General features: G+C 70.2%; 22 protein-coding genes. 14 read left to right on the forward strand and 8 right to left on the reverse strand.

Annotation, left to right across the window (positions count from 1 at the left end; all coding sequences use genetic code 11):
- Nucleotides 1-54 precede the first annotated feature (54 nt).
- From typA to ACI2K6_RS00835, 7 genes are all read left to right on the forward strand, one after another.
- On the forward strand, nt 55-1,968 hold the full coding sequence (gene typA / locus ACI2K6_RS00805) for a translational GTPase TypA (RefSeq protein WP_023950506.1): 1,914 nt from the start codon (nt 55-57) through the stop codon (nt 1,966-1,968).
- A gap of 106 nt (nt 1,969-2,074) precedes the next feature.
- Nucleotides 2,075-2,797 carry an AzlC family ABC transporter permease gene (locus tag ACI2K6_RS00810; RefSeq protein ID WP_404567743.1) on the forward strand — a complete coding sequence of 241 codons (723 nt, stop codon included), beginning with the start codon at nt 2,075-2,077 and terminating at the stop codon, nt 2,795-2,797.
- Nucleotides 2,794-3,108, forward strand: coding sequence for an AzlD domain-containing protein (locus ACI2K6_RS00815; RefSeq protein WP_114589537.1), 315 nt, complete (start codon nt 2,794-2,796; stop codon nt 3,106-3,108). Before ACI2K6_RS00810 ends, ACI2K6_RS00815 begins: the two co-directional genes overlap by 4 nt.
- 9 nt (nt 3,109-3,117) lie before the next feature.
- Nucleotides 3,118-3,519 carry a histidinol dehydrogenase gene (locus tag ACI2K6_RS00820; RefSeq protein WP_114589536.1) on the forward strand — a complete coding sequence of 134 codons (402 nt, stop codon included), beginning with the start codon at nt 3,118-3,120 and terminating at the stop codon, nt 3,517-3,519.
- Nucleotides 3,520-3,528: 9 nt separating this feature from the next.
- On the forward strand, nt 3,529-3,855 hold the full coding sequence (gene fdxA, locus ACI2K6_RS00825) for a ferredoxin (RefSeq protein WP_023950512.1): 327 nt from the start codon (nt 3,529-3,531) through the stop codon (nt 3,853-3,855).
- Nucleotides 3,852-4,958 (forward strand): succinyldiaminopimelate transaminase, encoded by a 1,107-nt coding sequence (dapC, locus tag ACI2K6_RS00830; RefSeq protein WP_404567744.1) that lies wholly within the window; start codon nt 3,852-3,854, stop codon nt 4,956-4,958. Before fdxA ends, dapC begins: the two co-directional genes overlap by 4 nt.
- A 101-nt stretch (nt 4,959-5,059) precedes the next feature.
- A complete protein-coding gene (locus tag ACI2K6_RS00835; protein WP_274177950.1) occupies nt 5,060-6,352 on the forward strand; it encodes a citrate synthase in 1,293 nt (430 codons plus the stop codon).
- A 127-nt stretch (nt 6,353-6,479) separates the two neighbouring features.
- On the opposite strand, the gene ppk2 is transcribed toward ACI2K6_RS00835, so the two are convergent.
- A complete protein-coding gene (gene ppk2 / locus ACI2K6_RS00840; RefSeq protein ID WP_274177949.1) occupies nt 6,480-7,280 on the reverse strand; it encodes a polyphosphate kinase 2 in 801 nt (266 codons plus the stop codon).
- Between the two features lie 94 nt (nt 7,281-7,374).
- Between ppk2 and ACI2K6_RS00845 the strand changes: the two genes are divergently transcribed.
- Nucleotides 7,375-8,982 carry an L-lactate permease gene (locus ACI2K6_RS00845; protein ID WP_404567745.1) on the forward strand — a complete coding sequence of 536 codons (1,608 nt, stop codon included), beginning with the start codon at nt 7,375-7,377 and terminating at the stop codon, nt 8,980-8,982.
- 25 nt (nt 8,983-9,007) lie between these two features.
- Here ACI2K6_RS00845 and dapD read toward each other — a convergent pair whose 3' ends face one another.
- Entirely contained in the window at nt 9,008-9,958 is a 951-nt protein-coding gene (dapD, locus tag ACI2K6_RS00850; RefSeq protein ID WP_404567747.1) for a 2,3,4,5-tetrahydropyridine-2,6-dicarboxylate N-succinyltransferase, read from the reverse strand.
- 43 nt (nt 9,959-10,001) lie between these two features.
- On the opposite strand from dapD, the gene dapE reads away from it, so the two are divergent.
- The 3 genes from dapE (at nt 10,002) to ACI2K6_RS00865 (ending at nt 12,541) form a co-directional block, all read left to right on the forward strand.
- The gene (gene dapE / locus ACI2K6_RS00855; protein ID WP_404567749.1) at nt 10,002-11,078 is read left to right on the forward strand and encodes a succinyl-diaminopimelate desuccinylase; all 1,077 of its coding nucleotides are present in this window, start codon (nt 10,002-10,004) and stop codon (nt 11,076-11,078) included.
- A gap of 10 nt (nt 11,079-11,088) precedes the next feature.
- Nucleotides 11,089-12,294 carry a hypothetical protein gene (locus ACI2K6_RS00860; RefSeq protein ID WP_404567751.1) on the forward strand — a complete coding sequence of 402 codons (1,206 nt, stop codon included), beginning with the start codon at nt 11,089-11,091 and terminating at the stop codon, nt 12,292-12,294.
- A 73-nt stretch (nt 12,295-12,367) separates the two neighbouring features.
- On the forward strand, nt 12,368-12,541 hold the full coding sequence (locus tag ACI2K6_RS00865) for a DUF3117 domain-containing protein (protein ID WP_023950528.1): 174 nt from the start codon (nt 12,368-12,370) through the stop codon (nt 12,539-12,541).
- Nucleotides 12,542-12,608: 67 nt separating this feature from the next.
- Here the strand turns inward: ACI2K6_RS00865 and ACI2K6_RS00870 are convergent, their stop codons facing one another.
- Nucleotides 12,609-13,244, reverse strand: a complete 636-nt coding sequence (locus tag ACI2K6_RS00870; RefSeq protein ID WP_404567753.1) for an O-methyltransferase — start codon at nt 13,242-13,244, stop codon at nt 12,609-12,611.
- Nucleotides 13,245-13,315: 71 nt separating this feature from the next.
- Here ACI2K6_RS00870 and ACI2K6_RS00875 point away from each other — a divergent pair, with 71 nt between their 5' ends.
- Complete coding sequence (locus ACI2K6_RS00875; RefSeq protein WP_240309858.1) at nt 13,316-13,711, forward strand: Sec-independent protein translocase TatB; 396 nt, start codon at nt 13,316-13,318, stop codon at nt 13,709-13,711.
- On the opposite strand, the gene ACI2K6_RS00880 is transcribed toward ACI2K6_RS00875, so the two are convergent.
- Genes ACI2K6_RS00880 through ACI2K6_RS00890 form a run of 3 tightly spaced genes read right to left on the reverse strand, consistent with a single transcriptional unit; the run spans nt 13,712 to nt 16,649 of the window.
- The gene (locus ACI2K6_RS00880; RefSeq protein WP_404567754.1) at nt 13,712-14,848 is read right to left on the reverse strand and encodes a P-loop NTPase; all 1,137 of its coding nucleotides are present in this window, start codon (nt 14,846-14,848) and stop codon (nt 13,712-13,714) included. It abuts the gene before it with no gap.
- Nucleotides 14,845-15,378 (reverse strand): DUF1003 domain-containing protein, encoded by a 534-nt coding sequence (locus ACI2K6_RS00885; protein WP_112614922.1) that lies wholly within the window; start codon nt 15,376-15,378, stop codon nt 14,845-14,847. Before ACI2K6_RS00885 ends, ACI2K6_RS00880 begins: the two co-directional genes overlap by 4 nt.
- On the reverse strand, nt 15,378-16,649 hold the full coding sequence (locus tag ACI2K6_RS00890; RefSeq protein ID WP_112614920.1) for a magnesium transporter MgtE N-terminal domain-containing protein: 1,272 nt from the start codon (nt 16,647-16,649) through the stop codon (nt 15,378-15,380). Before ACI2K6_RS00890 ends, ACI2K6_RS00885 begins: the two co-directional genes overlap by 1 nt.
- 50 nt (nt 16,650-16,699) lie before the next feature.
- Here ACI2K6_RS00890 and ACI2K6_RS00895 point away from each other — a divergent pair, with 50 nt between their 5' ends.
- Both ACI2K6_RS00895 and ACI2K6_RS00900 read left to right on the forward strand, forming a co-directional pair.
- Nucleotides 16,700-17,431, forward strand: coding sequence for a general stress protein (locus ACI2K6_RS00895; protein ID WP_282501006.1), 732 nt, complete (start codon nt 16,700-16,702; stop codon nt 17,429-17,431).
- Between the two features lie 8 nt (nt 17,432-17,439).
- Nucleotides 17,440-18,099 carry an alpha/beta family hydrolase gene (locus ACI2K6_RS00900; RefSeq protein ID WP_404567756.1) on the forward strand — a complete coding sequence of 220 codons (660 nt, stop codon included), beginning with the start codon at nt 17,440-17,442 and terminating at the stop codon, nt 18,097-18,099.
- A gap of 16 nt (nt 18,100-18,115) precedes the next feature.
- On the opposite strand, the gene ACI2K6_RS00905 is transcribed toward ACI2K6_RS00900, so the two are convergent.
- Nucleotides 18,116-19,837, reverse strand: coding sequence for a gamma-glutamyltransferase family protein (locus ACI2K6_RS00905; protein ID WP_404568561.1), 1,722 nt, complete (start codon nt 19,835-19,837; stop codon nt 18,116-18,118).
- A 62-nt stretch (nt 19,838-19,899) separates the two neighbouring features.
- Complete coding sequence (locus tag ACI2K6_RS00910) at nt 19,900-21,336, reverse strand: aminopeptidase P family protein (RefSeq protein WP_404567757.1); 1,437 nt, start codon at nt 21,334-21,336, stop codon at nt 19,900-19,902.
- Between the last annotated feature and the right edge of the window lie 24 nt (nt 21,337-21,360).

Genomic DNA, 21,360 nt, shown 5'->3' on the forward strand with positions numbered 1-21,360 from the left:
TAAACTGTCCCGTCGGCATCCCGGCGTTTTCCCTTCATCCTGAGGACCCCCTTCATGGCGCATGCCCTTCGTCCTGACCTCCGCAACGTCGCGATCGTCGCGCACGTCGACCACGGCAAGACGACGCTCGTCGATGCCATGCTCCGCCAGACCGGCTCGTTCGGCGACCACGCGCACGTCGAGGAACGTGCCATGGACTCGAACGATCTCGAGCGTGAGAAGGGCATCACGATCCTCGCCAAGAACACGGCGATCACCTACAACGGCGTCCACACCGACGTGCCCGTGACGATCAACGTCATCGACACCCCGGGTCACGCCGACTTCGGCGGAGAGGTCGAGCGCGGCCTGTCGATGGTCGATGGTGTCGTGCTGCTCGTCGACGCGTCGGAGGGTCCGCTGCCGCAGACCCGTTTCGTGCTGCGCAAGGCGCTCGAGGCCAAGCTCCCCGTCATCCTGCTCGTCAACAAGACCGACCGCCCCGACGCCCGCATCGCGGAGGTCGAGGAGGAGGCCCACGACCTGCTGCTGGGCCTCGCCGGCGACCTCGTCGATGATGTGCCCGACCTCGACGTCGACGCGCTGCTCGACGTGCCGGTCGTGTACGCCTCGGGCCGCGCAGGCGCGGCGTCGCGCAACCGTCCCGACAACGGCGAGCTCCCCGACAACGAAGACCTCGAGCCGCTCTTCGAGGCGATCCTCGAGCACGTGCCGGCGCCGTCCTACGACGACGAGGCGCCGCTGCAGGCCTGGGTGACCAACCTCGACTCGAGCCCGTTCCTCGGACGCCTCGCCCTGCTCCGCGTCTTCAACGGCACCCTCAAGAAGGGCCAGACCGTCGCGTGGGTCCGCCACGACGGTTCCCACTCGAACGCGCGTATCACCGAGCTCCTCAAGACGAAGGCCCTGGATCGTTTCCCGGCCGAGTCCGCCGGCCCGGGCGACATCGTCGCGATCGCGGGTATCGAGGACATCACGATCGGTGAGACCATCGCCGATCCCGAGGACGTCCGGCCGCTCCCGGCGATCACCGTCGACGACCCGGCCATCTCGATGACGATCGGCACGAACACCTCGCCGCTGATGGGCAAGGTCAAGGGTCACAAGCTCACCGCGCGCATGGTCAAGGACCGGCTCGACCGCGAGCTCATCGGCAACGTCTCGCTCAAGGTCGTCGACATCGGACGCCCCGACGCATGGGAGGTGCAGGGTCGAGGCGAGCTCGCGCTGGCGATCCTCGTCGAGAACATGCGCCGCGAAGGCTTCGAGCTGACCGTCGGCAAGCCGCAGGTCGTGACGCGCCGCGACGAGAACGGCAAGCTCACCGAGCCGTTCGAGCACCTGACCATCGACGCCCCCGAGGAGCACCTCGGCGCGATCACGCAGCTGATGGCAGCTCGCAAGGGTCGGATGGACACGATGACGAACCACGGCACCGGCTGGGTCCGCATGGAGTTCGTCGTTCCGTCGCGTGGCCTGATCGGGTTCCGCAGCGAGTTCCTCACGATCACGCGCGGCACCGGTATCGCGAATGCCATCTCGCACGGCTATGACGAGTGGGCGGGCGCGATCTCGACCCGTCAGAACGGCTCGATCGTCGCCGACCGCTCCGGCGTTGTCACTCCCTTCGCGATGATCGCCCTCCAGGAGCGCATGAGCTTCTTCGTCCAGCCCACCGAAGAGGTCTACGAGGGCATGGTCATCGGCGAGAACTCGCGCGCCGACGACATGGACGTCAACATCACGAAGGAGAAGAAGCTCACGAACATGCGTTCGTCGACCTCGGACTCCTTCGAGTCGATGACGCCCCCGCGCGTGCTGACTCTGGAGGAGTCGCTCGAGTTCGCGCGCGACGACGAATGCGTCGAGGTCACCCCCGAGAAGGTGCGCATCCGCAAGGTCGTGCTGGATGCGACCGAGCGCGGCCGCGCCGCGTCGCGCGCGAAGCGCCAGGACGCCAACGCCTGATCCGGCTCCCCGAAGCCCGCCACGACCCCGGAGCGCCGATCCTCGGGCTCCGGGGTCGTGGCATTCGCGGCGGCCTCCGGTTCGGCGGGTCGATAGCATCGGAGCGATGGAGCAGGATGCCGCGACGCGGCGCGCGTGGCGCGATGGAATCGGCGTATCCGTCGCGACGAGCGCCTACGGCGTGTCGTTCGGCGCGCTCGGCGTCGCCGCAGGGCTCGATGTCTGGCAGACCTGCGTGCTCAGTCTCCTCATGTTCACGGGCGGCTCGCAGTTCGCCTTCGTCGGCGTCGTCGCGACGGGTGGCTGGGCGGCGCTGCCCGCGGCCATCGCGTCCGCGGCGCTCCTGGGCGTTCGCAACGTCGCCTACGGTCTTCGCATGGCACCGGTGGTCGGCGGAGGCATCGCCCGGCGGCTGAGCGCATTCCCGTTCACGATCGACGAGTCGACGGCGGTCGCCCTCGCGCAGTCGGGGCCCCGCGCGCGCCGCATCGGCTTCTGGGTGACCGGGGTGGGCATCTATATCGGATGGAACCTCTTCACACTCCTCGGCGCGCTGCTCGGCGACGTCCTCGGCGACCCCCGGGCTTATGGACTCGACGCGGCCGCCGCGGCAGCCTTCCTCGCGCTGCTGTGGCCGCGGCTCCGCCGGCTGGACGCGGTCGTCGTCGGAGTGGCCGCCGGAGTCGTCGCCGGTGTCGCGACGCCCCTCACGATGCCCGGGATCCCCGTCCTCATCGCCGGCGTCGTGGCCATCGTGGTCGCCGCGGCCATGCCGGGCCGGCGTTCGTCGCGGGGCGATGACGCGAAGACGACGGGGGAGGCCCGATGAGCCCGTGGACCGGCATCCTCGTCGCCTCGATCATCTGCGTGGCGCTGAAGGCGCTGGGATACCTCCTTCCGCCGCGATGGTTCGACGGGGAACGCGCGCAGCGCATCATCGACCAGCTGACGATCGCTTTGCTCTCCGCGCTGGTCGTCGTGCAGACGCTCGGCGCGGGCGCCGCGATCGTGGTGGACGCGCGCCTGCCTGCCGTGGCGGTGGCCGCCGTCCTGCTCGCCGCGCGCGCCCCCTTCCTCGTGGTCGTGGCGGGGGCGGCGCTGGTGGCGGCGGTGCTTCGGGCGTGCGGATGGGCCGCTTAGACTGGCTCGGTGAATCAGACCTGGACCCGCTTCGCCGGGTGGCTCGTCGCCGCGATCGCGGGAGCCGTCTACGGTGTCGCGGGGACGATCACCCAGGCGTACTCCTGGGGTGTGCTGCCGGTGGGGCTCATCGTCGCTGTCGCCGGCGTGACCGCCCTCGTCGCGGGGCTGCGGCTGCTCACCGACGACCGGTGGACGGCGCTGGCCTGCGGGCTGGGCGCTCTCGTCGCAACCGTCGTCTTCTCCGGACGCGGGCCCGGCGGCTCGGTCGTCGTGCCTGCCCCGCCGGACGGGCAGCTGAGCACCGGGCTGATCTGGACGTTCGCTGTGCCGGTCATGGTGGCCGTCGTGGTCGGTTGGCCCTCGTTCGCGGGAGCACGCCGGGCGGCCGCGTCCGATCGCACGAACTAGACTCGTCATGTGACTTATGTGATCGCCCTCCCGTGCGTGGACGTGAAGGACCGCGCCTGCATCGACGAATGCCCCGTGGACTGCATCTACGAGGGTGAGCGCTCGCTCTACATCCACCCGGATGAATGCGTCGACTGCGGCGCATGCGAGCCGGTGTGCCCGGTCGAGGCGATCTACTACGAAGACGACCTGCCGGACGAGTGGCAGGACTACTACACCGCGAACGTCGAGTTCTTCGACGACCTGGGATCTCCCGGAGGTGCCGCGAAGGTCGGCGTCATCGCGAAGGACCACCCCCTCGTGGCCGCGCTGCCGCCGCAGGGGGAGGGGCATTGAGCGTCCGCGACCTCGCCGACTACCCCTGGGACGCCGTAGCGCCCTACGCCGAGAAGGCCCGCCGCCACCCGGGCGGCATCGTCGACCTGTCCATCGGGTCGCCGGTCGACCCGACGCCTGAGGTCGTCGCCCGCGCCCTGCGCGAAGCGACCGACGCGCATGCGTACCCGCAGACCGTCGGCACCCCCGCGCTTCGGGAGGCCATCGTGCGGTGGTACGAGCGTCGCCGCGGTGTCACCGGTCTGGCCCCCGACAGTGTGCTGCCGACGATCGGGTCGAAGGAGCTCGTCGCGCTCCTCCCGCTGCTGCTCGGCCTCGGTGCCGGCGATGTCGTCGTGCATCCCCGCGCCGCCTACCCGACGTACGAGGTCGGCGCCCGCCTGGTCGGTGCGACGCCGGCAGCCGCAGACGACCCGGCCGACTACCCGGAGGGCACCCGACTCGTCTGGGTCAACTCGCCCGGAAACCCCGACGGACGCGTGCTGGACGTCGCGGAGCTGCGGCGGATCGTCGCCCGCGCACGCGAGCTCGGCGCCGTCGTCGTCTCGGACGAATGCTACGCCGAGCTCGGCTGGGACGGGCCCTGGGCGAGCGAGACGGTGCCGAGCGTGCTCGACCCGCGGGTGAGCGAAAGCGACGTCAGCGGTCTGCTGTCGGTGTACTCGCTCAGCAAGCAGTCGAACCTCGCAGGTTATCGGGCGGCGTTCCTGGCCGGCGACCCGACGATCGTGGCCCGGCTTCTCACCGCGCGGAAGCACCTGGGACTGATGCAGCCCCTGCCCGTGCAGCAGGCGATGGTCGCAGCCCTGGGCGACGACGGTCACGTCGCCCGACAGAAGGACCTGTACCGCCGCCGTCGCGATGTGCTCCGACCGGCGCTCGAGCGCGCGGGCTTCCGTATCGATCACAGCGAAGCGGGACTCTATCTGTGGGCGACGGCGCAAGAGGACGCGTGGAAGACGCTCGGCCGGCTCGCCGAACTCGGCATCCTCGCGGGCCCCGGCCACTTCTACGGAACGCAGTTCCCGCAGCACGTTCGCTTCTCGCTGACCGCGTCGCAGGAGCGGATCGACGCCGCTGCCGCACGCCTGACGGGTTCGTAGGTTCTCTCCTACCGATCCGCTGATCCTTTGGCGCCGTACGGAGTAGGCCCGTGCGCCCGATAGGCTGTAATGACCGCACCGGACGATCGCAAGGAGGCTTCGTGAACGACACGGGCACCCCGCAGAAGGCCACCGTCACCATCGGTGACCGCACCGCCGAATTGCCGGTGCTGCACGGAACCGACGGAGTTCCGAGCGTCGATTTCTCGACGTTCACCAAGCAGACGGGCCACACGAGCCTCGACTACGGCTTCGTCAACACCGCGGCCACGCGGTCCGCCATCACCTACATCGATGGTGACCAGGGCATCCTGCGTTACCGCGGCTACCCGATCGAGCAGATCGCCAAGCACTCGACCTACCTCGAAGTGGCCTGGCTCCTGCTCTACGGCGACCTGCCCACGGCTGACGAGCTGGCGGACTTCGACGACCGCATCCGTCGTCACACGCTGCTGCACGAAGACCTCAAGCGCTTCTTCTCGTCCCTACCGCACACCGCGCACCCGATGTCGGTGCTGTCCGCCGCCACCGCCGCCCTGTCGACGTATTACGAGGACCAGTCCGACCCGAACAACCCCGAGCACGTCGAGCTCAACACGATCCGGCTCCTCGCGAAGCTGCCCGTGATCGCCGCGTACGCGCACAAGAAGAGCGTCGGGCAGGCCTTCCTCTACCCCGACAACTCGCTGAGCTTCGTCGACAACTTCCTGCGCCTGAACTTCGGCGTCCTCGCCGAGAACTACGAGGTCAACCCGGTCGTCTCGCGCGCGCTCGAGCGTCTGCTCATCCTGCACGAGGACCACGAGCAGAATGCCTCGACCTCGACCGTGCGCCTGGTCGGGTCGACCGGTGCGAATCAGTTCTCCTCGATCTCGGCCGGTATCAACGCGCTCTACGGGCCGTTGCACGGCGGCGCGAACGAGGCCGTCCTCGACATGCTGGCCCGCATCCGCGACTCCGGCGAGAGCGTCGAGCGCTTCGTCGCCCGCGTGAAGAACAAGGAAGACGGCGTGAAGCTCATGGGCTTCGGGCACCGGGTCTACAAGAACTACGACCCGCGCGCGAAGCTCGTCAAGGAGTCCGCGGACGAGGTCCTCAACGAGCTCGGCGTCGTCGACCCGTTGCTCGATCTTGCGAAGGAGCTCGAGGAGATCGCCCTGAGTGACGACTACTTCCGCGAGCGTCGCCTGTACCCGAACGTCGACTTCTACACGGGCGTCATCTACAAGGCGATGGGCTTCCCCACGCGCATGTTCACGCCGCTGTTCGCGATCGGTCGGCTGCCCGGCTGGCTCGCGCACTGGCGCGAGATGCAGAACGACCCGCAGACGAAGATCGGGCGTCCGCAGCAGCTGTACGTCGGCTCGGCGGAGCGGGACTACCCCACCTCCTGAACAGCGCTCGACGATCACGAGAGGCCGGCACATCACAGCGATGTGCCGGCCTCTCCCATGCGGTCGCGGATCGCGCCACGTTACCTCGACGTCCGCGGGGTGCCGCTGGACCGGGGCACCCCGTGTGTCACTTGTCGATCAGTGTCGCCGCGTAGTCGGGGACGTATCCGTCGAGCTGCTGCGGCGGGCGGTCGTAACCCCCGGATGGCGGGCGCGGTGGGATCTCGATCTCAGGCCGCTCGACCACTTCGTAGGGGATCTGTCCGAGCAGATGGTGGATCATGTTGATCCGGCCTCGGCGCTTGTCCTCGTTGTCGACCTCGTGCCAGCGCGCCTCCGGGATGTCGGTGTGCACGAACATCGTGTCCTTCGCGCGCGAGTAGTCCTCCCACTTGGTGATCGAGAGCACGTCGTTGGGGGAGAGCTTCCACCGCCGCATCGGATCCTCGTTGCGCGACCGGAATCTCTTCTCCTGCTCGACATCCGACACACTGAACCAGTACTTCAGCAGCAGGATGCCGTCCTCGACGAGCATCCGCTCGAAGATCGGCGCCTGATGCAGGAACCGGTGGTACTCCTCGTTGGTGCAGTAGCCCATGACCCGCTCGACCCCGGCGCGGTTGTACCAGGACCGGTCCATGAGGACGATCTCGCCGGCGGCCGGCAGATGCGCGACGTATCGCTGGAAGTACCACTGCGAGCGTTCGCGCTCGGTCGGCGCGGGAAGCGCGACGATGCGCGCGACCCGAGGATTGAGATACTCGGCGACGCGCTTGATCGTGGATCCCTTGCCCGCGGCGTCGCGCCCCTCGAAGATCACCACGATGCGGGCGCCGGTGGCCTGCACCCAGGCCTGCATGTCGACGAGCTGCGCCTGCAGCCGCCGCAACTCGGCTTCGTACACCTTCTTCGGCAAGCGATCGGCCATCGAGCCACCTCCTGACGCGAGCATACGCCCCCCCCTCGCGCGGGTGTGCGGCCCGGTCTAGGGTGGGCCGCACGCACGAGCAGGGGAGCGAAGCATGTGGATGCAGACGACCGATCCGCTCGGCTCGCTGGCGCTGTCGGCACTCGTCGCCGCCATTCCGATCATCGTCTTCCTCGTCGCGCTCGTCGGACTTCGCCTCAGCGGCATCCTCGCCGGTCTCATCGCGCTCGTCGCGCAGCTGCTGGTGGCCGCACTCGGATTCGGGATGCCGCTCACGGCAGTCGGGGGTGCGGGCCTGCTGGGCCTGCTCACGGCGGTCTGGCCGATCGCCTACATCATCGTGATGGCGGTGTGGCTCTACAAGCTCGCTGTCGCGAGCGGTCGCTTCGACGTCATTCGTTCATCGATCGGGGGCATCTCGAAAGATCAGCGGATCCAGGTGCTGCTCATCAGCTTCTCCTTCGGTGCCTTCCTGGAGGGCGCCGCCGGGTTCGGCGTGCCCATCGCCATCTGCGCCGCGCTCTTGGTGCAGCTCGGGTTCCGCCCGCTGCGGGCGGCCATGATCTCGCTCGTCGCCAACGCGGCGGCGGGAGCATACGGCGCCATCGGCATCCCCGTGATCGTGGGTGCGCAGGTCAGCGGCCTCGAGGTGCAGGAGCTGTCGCGTGCAATGGTGCTGGTGCTGCAGCCCCTGACGCTGCTCATCCCGTTCTTGCTCGTGGTCATCCTGGACGGTTTCCGCGGGCTGCGTGAGACGTGGCCGGCCACGCTGCTGGTCACCATCGTCTTCAGCGGCGTGCAGGCGGGCGTGCTGTGGTTCCTCGGCCCCGAGCTCGCCGACCTCGGTGCAGGCCTGGCTGCGATGGTCGCGCTCTTCCTCCTCGGCCGGGTCTGGCAGCCTCGGCGGGTCCATCGTGAAGTCGGCGCGCCCGAGCCGGAGCCGCACAGCGCCAAAGTACGTGAGGTGATCGCGGCATGGAGCCCGTTCTACATCCTGACGGCGGTCATCCTGGTCTGGAGCCTGCCGGTGTTCAAGAACCTGTTCGCCGCGGGCGGGCCCTTGGCCGCGCTGGTGTTCGCGGTTCCGATGCCCGGGCTCACCGGCAGCGTGCAGACCCCCGGCGGTGATGTCGTCACGGCGACGTGGGGCTTCACTCCCATCAACGCGACGGGCACGGCGATCCTGCTGGCGGTGATCGTGTCGTTCTGGACGACGCCGCGCCTGCGCGCGGCCGACCTGGTGTGGACACTGGTGGAGACGGTGCGCGGCCTCTGGCGCGCGTTGCTGCTCATCGCGATCATTCTCGTCCTGGCCAACGTCGCGAACTACTCGGGCGGCTCGGCCTCGATGGGCACGGCTCTGGCGGCGGTCGGGCCGCTCTTCCCGTTGCTCGCACCGATCATCGGCTGGATCGGCGTCTTCCTGACGGGGTCGGTCGTCAACAACAACACGCTGTTCGCGCCCCTCCAGGTCGCCACCGCCGAGCAGATCTCCGTCGACCCCGGGTTACTCGTCGCTGCGAACACGGCAGGCGGCACAGCCGCCAAGGTCATCTCGCCTCAGTCGATCGCGATCGCGGCCGGTGCGGTCGGACTCGCCGGACGCGAGTCGGAGATCCTCCGGGCGTCGCTCTGGTACAGCCTCGGCATGCTCGCCGTGGTGTGCCTGTGGGGCGGTCTGCTCTCGGCGCTCCTGCTCTGAGCGCCGCCCGGATCACGCGACGCGATCAGGCGTGCAGAGCCTCGTTGAGCGTGACTCCGACGCCCGCGCGGCGAACAGCCTCGATCGCGCCGGTCAGCGAATTCCGGCGGAACAGGATGCCGTCGCGCCCGGACAGCTCTGCGCCCTTGACGCTCGGACGCGCACCCGAGGCCGTGGCGGGCTCGTCGGCGAGGACGATCTTCGACCCTGCCGTGACGTAGAGCCCGGCCTCGACCACGCAGTCGTCGCCGAGCGAGATGCCGATGCCGGCGTTGGCGCCGAGCAGCGTGCGACGGCCGATCGACACCCGGTGGCTGCCGCCGCCGGACAGCGTGCCCATGATCGAGGCGCCGCCCCCGATGTCGCTCCCGTCACCGACCACGACGCCCTGCGAGATGCGACCCTCCACCATGGAGGCGCCGAGCGTGCCGGCGTTGAAGTTCACGAAGCCCTCGTGCATCACGGTGGTGCCCGGTGCGAGGTGCGCGCCCAGGCGGACGCGGGAGGCGTCGGCGATGCGCACTCCGGGGGGAGTGACGTAGTCGAGCAGACGGGGGAACTTGTCGAGGCTGTGCACCTGGATGCCGTCGCGCTGGAGCAACGGCCGACGGCGCGTCGCGTCATCCGGGTGCATCGGGCCCGCGGTCGTCCAGGCGACGATCGGGAGGTGCCCGAAGATCCCGTCGAGATTGACGGTGTTCGGTGCGGCGAGGCGGTGTGAGAGCACGTGCAGGCGGAGGTACGCATCCGGGGTCGACGCCGGCGCGGCATCGAGGTCGATCGAGATGGTGGCGGCCTCGACCGTCACGCTCCGGCGCTCGTCGTCCGCTGCGAGCGGCGCCCAGGTCACCATCGCGGCGGCGGACTCGGCGGCCGCCGGTGTCCCGAGCGCGGGCTCCGGGAACCAGGTGTCGAGTGTCGTGCCATCGCTGCTCGAGGTCGCGAGTCCCACGCCCCATGCCCACCGTTCGCTCATGGCTCCAGGTTATCGGTGCGGTCGCCGCCGATAGAATCGCCGCATGCCCGAGCTCGATCTGACCGTGTCCAGCGCCGATCTGACTCGGGCGGTGTGCGACATCCCCAGCGTGTCGGACGACGAGACGGCCCTCGCCGACGCCATCTTCGCCGCCGTATCGCCGTTGGCGCACCTCGAGGTCATCCGCGACGGCGACACGATCGTCGCGCGCACGCAGCTCGGTCGCGCGCAGCGCGTCGTCATCGCCGGTCACATCGACACCGTTCCCATCAACGCGAACCTGCCCGTTCGCTCGATGGTCGAGGACGGCCAGGAGTTCCTGTGGGGGAGAGGGACCGTCGACATGAAGGCGGGCGTCGCGGTGCAGCTGAAGCTCGCGGCGGAGCTCGTCGACCCGCGCGTCGACATCACGTGGATGTGGTACGACCACGAGGAGGTCGCCGCCGAGCTCAACGGCCTGACGCGGCTCGCGGCGAACCGTCCCGACCTGTTCGCGGGCGACTTCGCGATCCTCGGCGAGCCCTCCAACGGTCAGGTCGAGGGCGGCTGCAACGGCAATCTGCGCGCGATCGTGCGGACGCACGGGGTGCGTTCCCACAGCGCCCGCGCGTGGATCGGCGACAACGCCATCCACCACGCGGCCCCGATCCTCCACCGACTGTCGGAGCACACGCCCGCGGACGTCGAGGTGGAAGGACTCGTCTATCGCGAGGGGCTCAACGCCGTCCGCATCTCGGGCGGGATCGCCGGGAACGTCATCCCCGACCTCTGCGAGGTCGAGGTCAACTACCGCTTCGCGCCGAGCCGTTCGCCCGAAGAGGCCGTCGCGATCGTCCGCGAGTTCTTCGACGGCTTCGAGGTGGAGGTGGTCGACCTCGCCGGAGGTGCACGACCGGGCCTGGATGCGCCGCTCGCCCAGGAGTTCGTCGCCGCGGTGGGAGCCGAGCCTCGCCCCAAGTACGGCTGGACGGATGTCGCCCGGTTCTCGGCGTTGGGAGTGCCCGCCGTCAACTACGGCCCGGGCGACCCCTCGCTCGCGCACCACGACCAGGAGCGGGTGCCGGTCGAGCAGATCGACGCCGTCGAGCGCGGCCTGCGCACCTGGCTCTCGAACCGGTGACCCGGCGCGCATGAGGTCGCTGCGTCGCGCCGCGATCGCGCTGCCGCCCGCGGTTGCGATCGCGCTGATGTACCTGCTCTCGCGCGCTGTCACGACGGGCTTCCTGCTCGGAGCGGCCGAGCTGAGCGGACCCCGGTCCCGCTTCGGCGTCGACGCGACTCTGGGCACTCTGACGATGGGGTGGGACGCGCAGTGGTACTGGCTCATCGCGTTCAGCGGATATCCCGCCGAGCTGCCGCTCGACGCGGCGGGCCACGTCGCCCAGAACGCGTGGGCGTTCATGCCGGTCTACCCCGTCATCACAGGCGCCGTGGGGTGGGTCGTCGGCGGATTCCCGGTCGCTGCGCCCCTGGTGTCGGCAACGGCCGGCTATCTCGCGTGTCTCGTCCTCTTCGCTCTGCTGCGCCGCCGCATCGGCCGCGCGGCAGCGATGTGGGCGGTCGCCTTCTTCAGCTTCGCGGGCCCGATGGCCGCGCTGTTCCAGCTCGGCTACGCGGAATCGCTTTTCCAGCTCTGGCTGCTCCTCGCGCTCCTCGCCGTGGAGCGCCGCCGGTGGTGGTGGCTGTACCTGTGGATCCCGCTCATGGCTTTCACGCGGCCCGGTGTCCTCGCCTTCTCGCTGATGCTCGCGCTGTACGGGATCTGGCGGTGGTTGCGGCGTCAGCGCGACGACCTGCAACCGCGGGAGATCGCCCACGTCGTCGCGAGCGGGCTGCTGGCGGCCGCCTGCGGATTCGCTTGGCCCGTCATCACCGGCATCGTGACGGGTGATCCCGGGGCCTACCTGCAGACGGAACTCGCGTGGCGACGATCCTGGATCGGGGATCACGGGGGGTTCGTGCCCTTCGACGGCACAATGCAGGCCGCCGTGCTGTGGTCTGGAATCTGGGGGATTCCGGCGTGGGTGTGTCTCGCGGGGCTTGCGGCGATCGTGGTTCTCGCCACGCTCCTGCTCGTCGCTGATCGCCGCGTGCGTCGCCTCGGTGTTCCGATACGTCTGTGGTCGGCCGCGTACGTCCTCTACCTGCTGGCGGTCTTCTTCCCCCAGTCGAGCACGTTCCGACTGCTAGTCCTGCTGTCACCGCTCTGGGGCGCCGTCGCGCTGCCCCGCGCGCTCTGGTGGCGCATCAGCGTGCTGGTGCTCGGTATAGCCGCGCAGTGGTGGTGGATCCACACGATGTATGCGCTCGGAAGCACCTTCGCTCAGATTCCCTGAGGGACGTGTCCGCGCTGTGCCTGCGCTGCACGATAAACTCTTCAGGTAGTCCTCATGACGAAAGGGAGCCGCGATGGCAGCCATGAAGCCGCGAACCGGAGACGGACCGATGGAGGCCGTGAAGGAGGGGCGCCTGATCATCGTGCGTGTCCCCCTCGAAGGCGGAGGGCGTCTGGTCGTCTCGGTCAATGATGAAGAGGCCAAGGAACTCCACAGCGTGCTGAGCGGAGTCGTCGGCGCAGCCTGACGATGCTGCACGGAAACGGCCGGTCCCTCCGGGGCCGGCCGTTTCCGTCTCTGCCGCTGAGCCGCCGTCAGGCGGTGGCTGCCGTCGTGAGTTGCAACAGTCCCTCTCCGACGATCGACAGCGCACCGAGCACCGCCGGCGACGACTGCGTCTCGTGGATGAGCGAGCGGTAGGCGCGGGTGATGTCGTCGCGGCGGACGGGGTCGGCGACGGCCCCACCTGCCAGCACACGGGGCACGAGGACCATCCCGCCCGGGCGTACGAGCCGAAGCCCATGCTCGACGTACTCGATGACACCGTCGGGGTCGGCGTCCACCAGCACGATGTCGTACGAGGCCTCATTCATGCGGGGGAGCACATCAGCCGCGCGGCCCGTGATGAAGCGGGCACGAGCCGGAGGGATCCTCGCTTCGGTGAAGGACTGCCGGGCGACGGCCAGATGCTCGGGCTCGATGTCGATCGTGGTCAGCGTGGCGCGTGGCGCCCCATGGAGCAGCCAGAGCGCGGAGACGCCGCCGCCGGTACCGATCTCGACGATGTTGAGTGCGCCCGTCGCGGCGGCGAGCACAGCGCATTGCGCGCCCACCGGCGCACTGATCGGCGCGGCTCCGATCTCGAGGGCGTGTGCACGCGCGCGAGAGATGTGCTCCGATTCCACCGTCGCCTCCATCGCGAACCTGCGGATCGCTTCCTGATCACCCATGCATTCCTCCTTGTTCCAGCGTAGGCGCGCGGATGGCTCCGGCCGCTGAGGCGCACGGGTAATCTGGGGTCATGTTCTTCGGCCTAGACGGGGACAAGCTCATCCTCATCGGGGTCGCCGCTGTCCTGCTCCTCGGACCCGAGCGCCTTCCGCAGCTCGCCGAGATGCTCGCGCGTTTCACCGTCCGGGCACGTGATTGGGTCAACGGCGCGAAGGACCGCGTCAAGGACGAGATGGGAGAGGACTTCTCCGACGTCGAATGGCGCAAGCTCGACCCTCGGCAGTACGACCCGCGTCGCATCATCCGCGACGCTCTCCTCGAGGACGCCCCCGTACCGACGGTGCGCGCGGCCGCCGCGGGTGCGGCGATCAGCACGGCGACCGCCGTCGGGATGGATGCTGCGGGCGAGGCGGCGAAGCGATTCGAGCGCGGTGCCGACGTTCCGTTCGACGACGAAGCGACCTGATCAGCCCACACGCAGAGGCAGCGGGCGGCCGCGGAGATCGCGTCCGGTGCCTGCGATGGTGTCGGCGATGCGCGCGATCGCCTCGGCGGCGGCGTCGTCGGGATGCGCGACGACGACCGGGACTCCGCTGTCGGCGTCGCTGCGCAGAGCCGGGCTGAGCGGCACGGAGCCGAGCATCGGCACCGGCTGGTCGGTCGACAGGGCCTCGGCGACCCGCATCCCGCCGCCGCTGCCGAACAGGCCGAGCGATGTCCCGTCGGGAAGCGTCATCGCCGACATGTTCTCGATGACCCCGATCACGCGCTGGCCGGTCTGCCGGGCGACGAGGCCGCTGCGCACCGCGACGTCGGCGGCGGCCGTCTGCGGAGTCGTAACGACCACGACGTCGGCGTGCGGGAGCAGCTGACCCACGCTGATGGCCACGTCGCCGGTGCCGGGGGGCATGTCGATCAGGAGGACGTCGATGTCGCCGAAGAACACGTCGGTCAGGAACTGCGAGACCGTGCGATGCAGCATCGGCCCGCGCCAGGCGACTGCGCCGGAGCTCTTCTGATCGCGCGGCAGGAACATGCCGATCGAGATCGTCCGGACCTCGTGCGCGATGGGCGGGATCATGAGCCCGTCGATACGCGTCGGCTGCGGTGGCAGGCCGTCGGCATCGACGAGACCGAGCAGCGCGGGAATCGAGAAACCGTGCACATCGGCGTCGATCAGCCCGACGGCGAGGCCGCGCTGCGCGAGGGCGACAGCGAGGTTCGCGGTGAGGGTCGACTTGCCGACGCCCCCCTTGCCGCTCGTGATGGCGATGACGCGTGTGAGCGAGTCCGGACCGAACGGGTTCTCGCGGGCGGCCTTCCCACCGCGTAGCCGCTCGGTGAGTGCGGCGCGCTCCGCCGGGGTCATCACCCCGACCTCGACCGAGACCGTCTCGATGCCCGGGGCGGACAGCGCGGCATCCCGGACGTCGCGCTCGATCCGATCGGCTGCAGGGCAGCCGACGATGGTCAGCGCGATGCCGACACGAGCGTGGGCGCCATCCACGGCGATGTCGCGCACCATGTCGAGCTCGCCCAGGGGCTTGCGCAACTCGGGATCGCGCACCGCCGCGACGGCCGCGCGGACGGCGTCCGTGCTCATCGCGTGTCCGGGCGCTCGTCGGAGTCGAGGCGGTCGAGCGCGGTACGCAGCTCGGCGCGCAGCGTCTCTTTGGTGACGAGTCCGTCGGTCAGGTCGGAGATCGCCATGCGCAGGGCGACGACCTCGCGTGCCAGGTACTCCGTGTCGGCCAGGTTCCGCTCGGCACGCTGACGGTCCTGCTCGATCTGCACGCGGTCGCGGTCGTCCTGCCGGTTCTGCGCGAGCAGGATCAGGGGCGCGGCGTACGACGCCTGCAGCGAGAGCATGAGCGTCAACGCCGTGAAGCCGTTGGCCGCGGAGTCGAACCGGAGCTCGACGGGCATGAGCGTGTTCCAGGCGAGCCACGCCGCACAGAACAGCGAGAGCGCGACGAGGAAGCCGGGCGTGCCCATCGCCCGGGCGATCCACTCGGTGAACCGACCGAACCGGTCGCGGGACGGCTGCGACGTCCGCTGACCGAGCACACCGCTGACACCGCTGCGCCGTCCACGGGGCGCCTCGAGCGAGGGGGTCTTCGACGAGCGGGCCATCAGCGGCGCCCCCGCATCGCAGCGGCATCCTGGGGCTCGACGTCTTGCGACCGCCAGTCGTCCGGAAGCAGATGATCGAGCACATCGTCGACGCTCACGACGCCGACGAGCCGGCGGGCCTGGTCGACGACGGGAACCGAGACCAGGTTGTAGCTGGCCAGCATGCGTGCGACCTCGGCCGCGGACGACGACGCCGCGACCGGGTCGACGGTGTCGTCGATGATCGCGCCGAGTCGCTCGTGAGGCGGGTAGCGCAGCATCCGCTGGAAGTGCACGGTGCCCAGAAGTCGCCCCGTCGGCGTCTCGTACGGGGGGAGCGTCACGAAGACGGATGCGGCGAGGGCCGGATGCAGCTCGTGTCGGCGGATGAGCGCGAGCGCCTCAGCCACCGTCGCCTCCGCCGACAGCACGATCGGGTCGCTCGTCATGAGGCCGCCCGCGGTGTCGGGACCGTACTCGAGGAGGGCGCGGACGTCCTCGGCCTCCTCCGGCTCCATGAGGTCGAGCAGCTGCTCGATGCGGCCTTCGGGGAGCTGACCGAGCAGGTCCGCCGCGTCGTCGGGCTCCATGGCGTCGAGGATGTCGGCGGCGCGCTCGTCGCCGAGCCGCTCGAGGATGTGGACCTGCTCATCCTCGGGCATCTCCTCGAGCGCGTCGGCGAGGCGCTCGTCGGGGAGTTCCTCGGCGACTTCGAGCAGGCGCTCCTCCGGAAGGTCGAGCAGCGTGTTGGCGAGGTCTGCGGGCTTGAGCTCCGAATAGGTCGCGACCAGCTGCTCGGCGGACTGGGCGGCGCCCGAGGACTGGTCCTCGCGCACGTCTTTCCAGGCCGCGAAGGTCGTCGGCCCCTTGGCGAACGGCGACGCACTCGTCTTGGGACGGCGGAGGAAGAGCTGGCCGATGTCCCATTCGCCGAGCCGGTTGCGCTCGATCGCGACATCCTCGATCACTGCGCCGCCCGACCCGTCGCGCAGGTAGACCTTCCGACCTAGGAGCTCGGCCATGACCCGCACCTCACCGCCGCGTTGCTGGAAGCGCCGCACGTTGATGAGACCGGTGGTGATCACCTGGCCGGTCGCGATCGAGGTGACACGGCCGATGGAGAGGAAGACGTTGCGTCTGCCCGGGATCTCGACGACGAGGCCGATGACTCGCGGAGGGTCCGATTTACGGAAGATCACGACCACGTCGCGGACCTTGCCGAGACGGTCGCCTGCGGGATCGAACACGACGCACCCGACCAGGCGCGCGACGAAAACCCTCTGCGTACTCACCGCTCCAGCGTAGTCGGCGACCGCGAAGGTGGCCGTGACACAATGACGGAATGAGCATGATGGGCGGGACGCCCGCGGTCACGGGTGAGAAGGTCGCCGAGTACGCAACGTACGAGGCCGCGCAGAAGGCGGTGTCGACTCTCATCTCGGCCGACATCCCGGCCCGTGAGATCGCCATCGTCGGCTACGGACTGCGGTCGGTCGAGACGGTCACCGGCCGGCTCGGATATGCGACGGCGGCGCGGACGGGTGCGATCAACGGCATCCTCCTGGGGCTGATCTTCTCGCTGATCTTCGTCTTCGGCACTCCTGACGCCGCCATTCAGCTTTTCCTCGGCGTGATGCTGGTCGGCGTCGCGATCGGCATGATGATGAGCCTCGTCATGTTCGCTCTCGTGCGCCGTCGTCGCGACTTCGCATCGGTGACGCAGGTCGTCGCCGACCACTACGAGGTGACCGTGCAGGCGAGCAGCATCCATCGCGCCCGTGGCGCGCTGAACGTCGCGCCGGCCCGGCCCGCGGCGCCGGCCACGCCGGTGCCGGACGGGCCGCCCCGGTACGGCGAGCGCATCGACCCCGTGCCCGCTCCGTCGGGCGATCGGCCCGCCCCCGGTCCGGCGGCACCCGCGGGCAACCCGATCGCGCCGCCGTCGGGATCGCCCGCCCCCGGCCCCGCCGACGCCCCGCTGCCGCCGGCCGTGGGCCCGGTGCCCGGCGGCGAGGCCCCCGGCCCGCAGACTCCGGGTACGCTCGAGCCCCCGGCGACCGATCCGCAGCGATGATTGACGCGGTGCCGGTCGACATCGCGGCCGGGACCGTCGACCTGCCGCTGACGTACGACCGCGCTGAGCGTGCGGACGCTGTGATGATCCTCGCTCATGGCGCGGGCGCCGGACCCGAGCATCCGTTCCTCGGCGGTTTCGCGCATGCCGGCGCGGCGGCCGGGATCGATGTCGTGCGCTTTCCGTTCCCCTATGTGGTGGCGGGCCGCCGACTGCCCGGCGCCGCCGGTGACGCCATCGCGTCGTGGGCGGCAGTCTTCCGCGCCATCGCCGACGCGCACGCCGGGGTGCCCATCGTCGCGGCGGGGAAGTCGTACGGCGGCCGGATGGCATCGATGGCGGCCGCTTCCGGAGCGATCGACCCGGCTCTGCTCGTCTACCTCGGGTACCCGCTGCATGCGCCCGGTCGGCCCGACCGTCCGCGTGCGGCTCATCTGCCGGAGGTCACGTCGCCTCAGCTGTTCGTGTCCGGGACCCGCGATCCGTTCGTCGACCCGGTGACCGACCTCGAGAGCGTCGTCGCCGGATGCGCCGACGCGGAGTTGCTCCGGGTCGAGGGCGGCCGCCACTCCTTCGAGGTCGCGGGACGCAAACGGGATGCCGAGGAGGTCGGCGGCGCCGTGGCCGAGCTGGTCGCGCCGTGGTGCCACCGCCGGTTGTCGCAATGAGGGCGGGCGCTCCGCTTCAGCGACCGGCCGCGTAGCCCTGCATCCCGCGCGGGTTCGACGCCGCCCAGAGCAGTCCCCGCGAGCGGTCGATGCCGACGGCCGAGAGACGTCCGAGGCTCCACGGCCCGACCACGGTGACGTCGTGCCCCCGCGCGCGCAGGCCCGAGGCGACCTCGTCGCCGAGCCGGTCTTCCATCACCACTCCTGCGGGCGTCCAGGTGCGCGGCCAGAACGAGTCGATCATCGCGGTCGTGTGAAGCGTCGGCGCATCGATCGCCGATTGCGCGTCCCAGCCCCCGACCAGCATGCGCAGCAGCATCGGCAGCTGCCACTGGTCCTGCTGGTCGCCTCCGGGCGTCCCCATCGCGATGTCGGCCCGGTCGCCGGTCATGACGAGGGTCGGGGAGAGGGTCGTGCGCGGGCGGGCGCCCGGGCGGAGTGCGGCGGGCGACGTCTCGTCGAGCCAGGTCATCTGCAGGCGCGTGCCTAGCGCGAAACCGAGTTCCGGGATCGCGGGGGACGACTGCAGCCAGCCGCCGGACGGCGTCACCGAGATGATGTTGCCCCACCCGTCGACGACGTCGATGTGACAGGTGTCGCCGCGCGTCTCGCCCGCTCGCCCGACCGTCGGTTCGCCTGTGCCGGCGACGCTCGTCCCGTCGGGACGCACGAGCGGCGGACGATGCGGTGCGCGCCCCGCCACGGTACCCGGGCGCCATTCGTGCGAGGCATCCGGGAGCAGCTGCGCACGACGCGCGGCGAGGAAGGCGGGGTCGAGGAGCTCGCTGACCACGCTGTCGTGGCCGAAGTGCGCGTCGCGGTCCGCGAGGGCCAGCTTGAAGGCCTCGACGATCGTGTGCGCGCCCTCCGGAGTCGCGGGGTCGAGGCGCTCATCGGGCAGCGGATCGAGCAGGGCGAGCGCCTCGAGCAGTGCGGGACCCTGCGTCCACGCGCCGGCCTTGACCACGGTCCGTCCGCGGAAGGTCGTCGTGAGAGGCTCCTCGTACCCTGCGGAGAAGTCGGCGAAATCGGCCTCCGTGATCACCCCGGCGTGGTGGCCTCCGGTCGAGTGTCGATGGGGTCGGGCCGCGAACGCGGCCGTCGCGTGCGCGACCGTGCCCGTCCGCCACTCGGTGCGAGCAGCCTCGATGCGCGCGGCCCGGTCTGCGGCGTCTCGTCCCGCCGCCACGAGACCCTCGAACACCGCGGCGAGCGCGGGGTTCCGGAACACATCGCCGGCCCGCGGCACGGTGCCCCCGGGCAGCCACAGATCGGCCGAGGACGGCCATTCGTCGCGGAAGAGCTGCGCGACGCGTGCAATGGTCGCTGACGCGGACGCGAGCAGAGGGTGCCCGTCGCGGGCGTAGCCGATCGCGAAAGCGAGGACGTCGGCGAGCTCCCACGTGCCGTAGTCGCGCAGCAGGACGAGCCAGGCGTCGACTGCTCCCGGCACCGCGGCCGCGAGGGCGCCGGCGCCCGGCACGGTCTCGAGCCCCTCCGCGCGGTAGTGCTCGATCGTCGCGCCGCGAGGCGCCGGCCCCTGGCCCATGAGCACGCGGGGCCGCGGATCCTCGGCCGCCTGGAAGAGGCCGACGAGATCGCCCCCGGGCCCGTTGAGGTGGGGTTCGACGACCTGCAGGACGAAGCCGCCCGCTGCGGCGGCGTCGAAGGCGTTGCCCCCGCGTTCGAGCACAGCCTGGGCCGTGGCGGTGGCGAGCCAATGGGTCGCCGCAGCCATCCCGAACGTGCCGGTCAGCAGCGGGCGCGTCGTCTGATCGGGCGGCGGCGAGAACCGATCGGTCACGAGGTCGCGCGTGCGATCCAGGCTTCGACCTCGTCAGCTGTGCGCGGGATGTCCGCAGAAAGGTTGACGGGTCCGCTCTCGGTCATGAGGATGTCGTCCTCGATCCGGACCCCGATACCGCGGTACTCCTCGGGCACGGTGAGATCGTCGATCTGGAAGTACAGACCGGGCTCGATCGTGAACACCATGCCGGGCTCGAGGATGCCGTCGTAGTACATCTCGCGGCGCGCCTGCGCGCAGTCGTGCACGTCGATCCCGAGGTGGTGGCTCGTGCCGTGGACCATGTAGCGCCGGTGCTGGCCGCCCCGGTCGGCGTCGAGCGCCTCGTCCGCCGTGACGGGGAGCAGACCCCACTCCGCGACGCGGGCGGCGATGACCGTCATGGCGGCCTCGTGGATCGAGCGGAACGTCACACCGGGCCGGGCAGCGGCGAACGCGGTGTCGGCCGCCTCGCGAACGGTCTCGTAGATGCGGCGCTGGATCTCGGTGAAGCGTCCCGACACGGGCAGCGTGCGCGTGATGTCGGCGGTGTAGAGGCTGTCGACCTCGACGCCGGCATCGACGAGGATGAGGTCGCCGGGCACCACGGGCCCGTCGTTGCGCGTCCAGTGCAGGTAGCAGGCGTGAGGTCCGGAGGCGGCGATCGTGTCGTAGCCCTCGCCGTTGCCGTCCGTGCGCGCGCGCAGGTGGAACACGCCCTCGACGACGCGCTCGCCCCGGGGGGTGGCGATGATGCGGGGGAGGTCGGCCACGATGTCGTCGAAACCACGTGCGGTCGCCGCGACAGCGAGACGCATCTGCTCGATCTCGTACTCGTCCTTCGTCAGCCGCAGCTCGGACACGGCCCGCGTCAGGTCGGGATCTGCTGCGACGACCAGGTCATCGGCGCGTAGCTCGATATCCGCGAGATGCGCGGTCGCAACACCGAGATCGGCGGCGACGTCGGCGAGCGCCGGGCGCGGTCCGATCCAGAACTCGCCGACCGAGGCGTCGGCGTAGAACTCGGCCGTGGTGCGATCGGCTCGGTCGCGGAGGTACAGGGTGACATCGTGTCCCTCGGCGGTGGGCTCGAAGACGAGCACCGAGTCGGGTACGGCGTCGCTGCCCCAGCCCGTCAGATGCGAGAACGCTGAGTGCGCGCGGAAGGGGTAGTCGGTGTCGTTCGAGCGCTGCTTGAGAGAGCCCGCGGGGATGACGAGGCGCCGACCGCGGAACTCGCGTGAGAGCCGTTCGCGGCGAGCGGCGGCGAAGCGCGCCGCGTCGCGGGGCGGCGTCGTCGTCTCGGGCCGCGATCCCCAGCCCTCGGAGATCGTGTCGAGGAAGCCCTGCGGGAACGGCTGACGCCGGTTGGTGTTCTCGGCGGACGCTTCGGTCTCGGCGGTCGCGGTTCCGATCGTGTCGGTTGCGGTCGGCTCGGTCTCGCTCGTGGTCATGCCTCCAGTCTCGCACCCGGAGGC

It is taken from the genome of Microbacterium sp. NPDC006705 (genome assembly GCF_044903545.1).
GTDB classification, from domain to species: domain Bacteria; phylum Actinomycetota; class Actinomycetes; order Actinomycetales; family Microbacteriaceae; genus Microbacterium; species Microbacterium plantarum.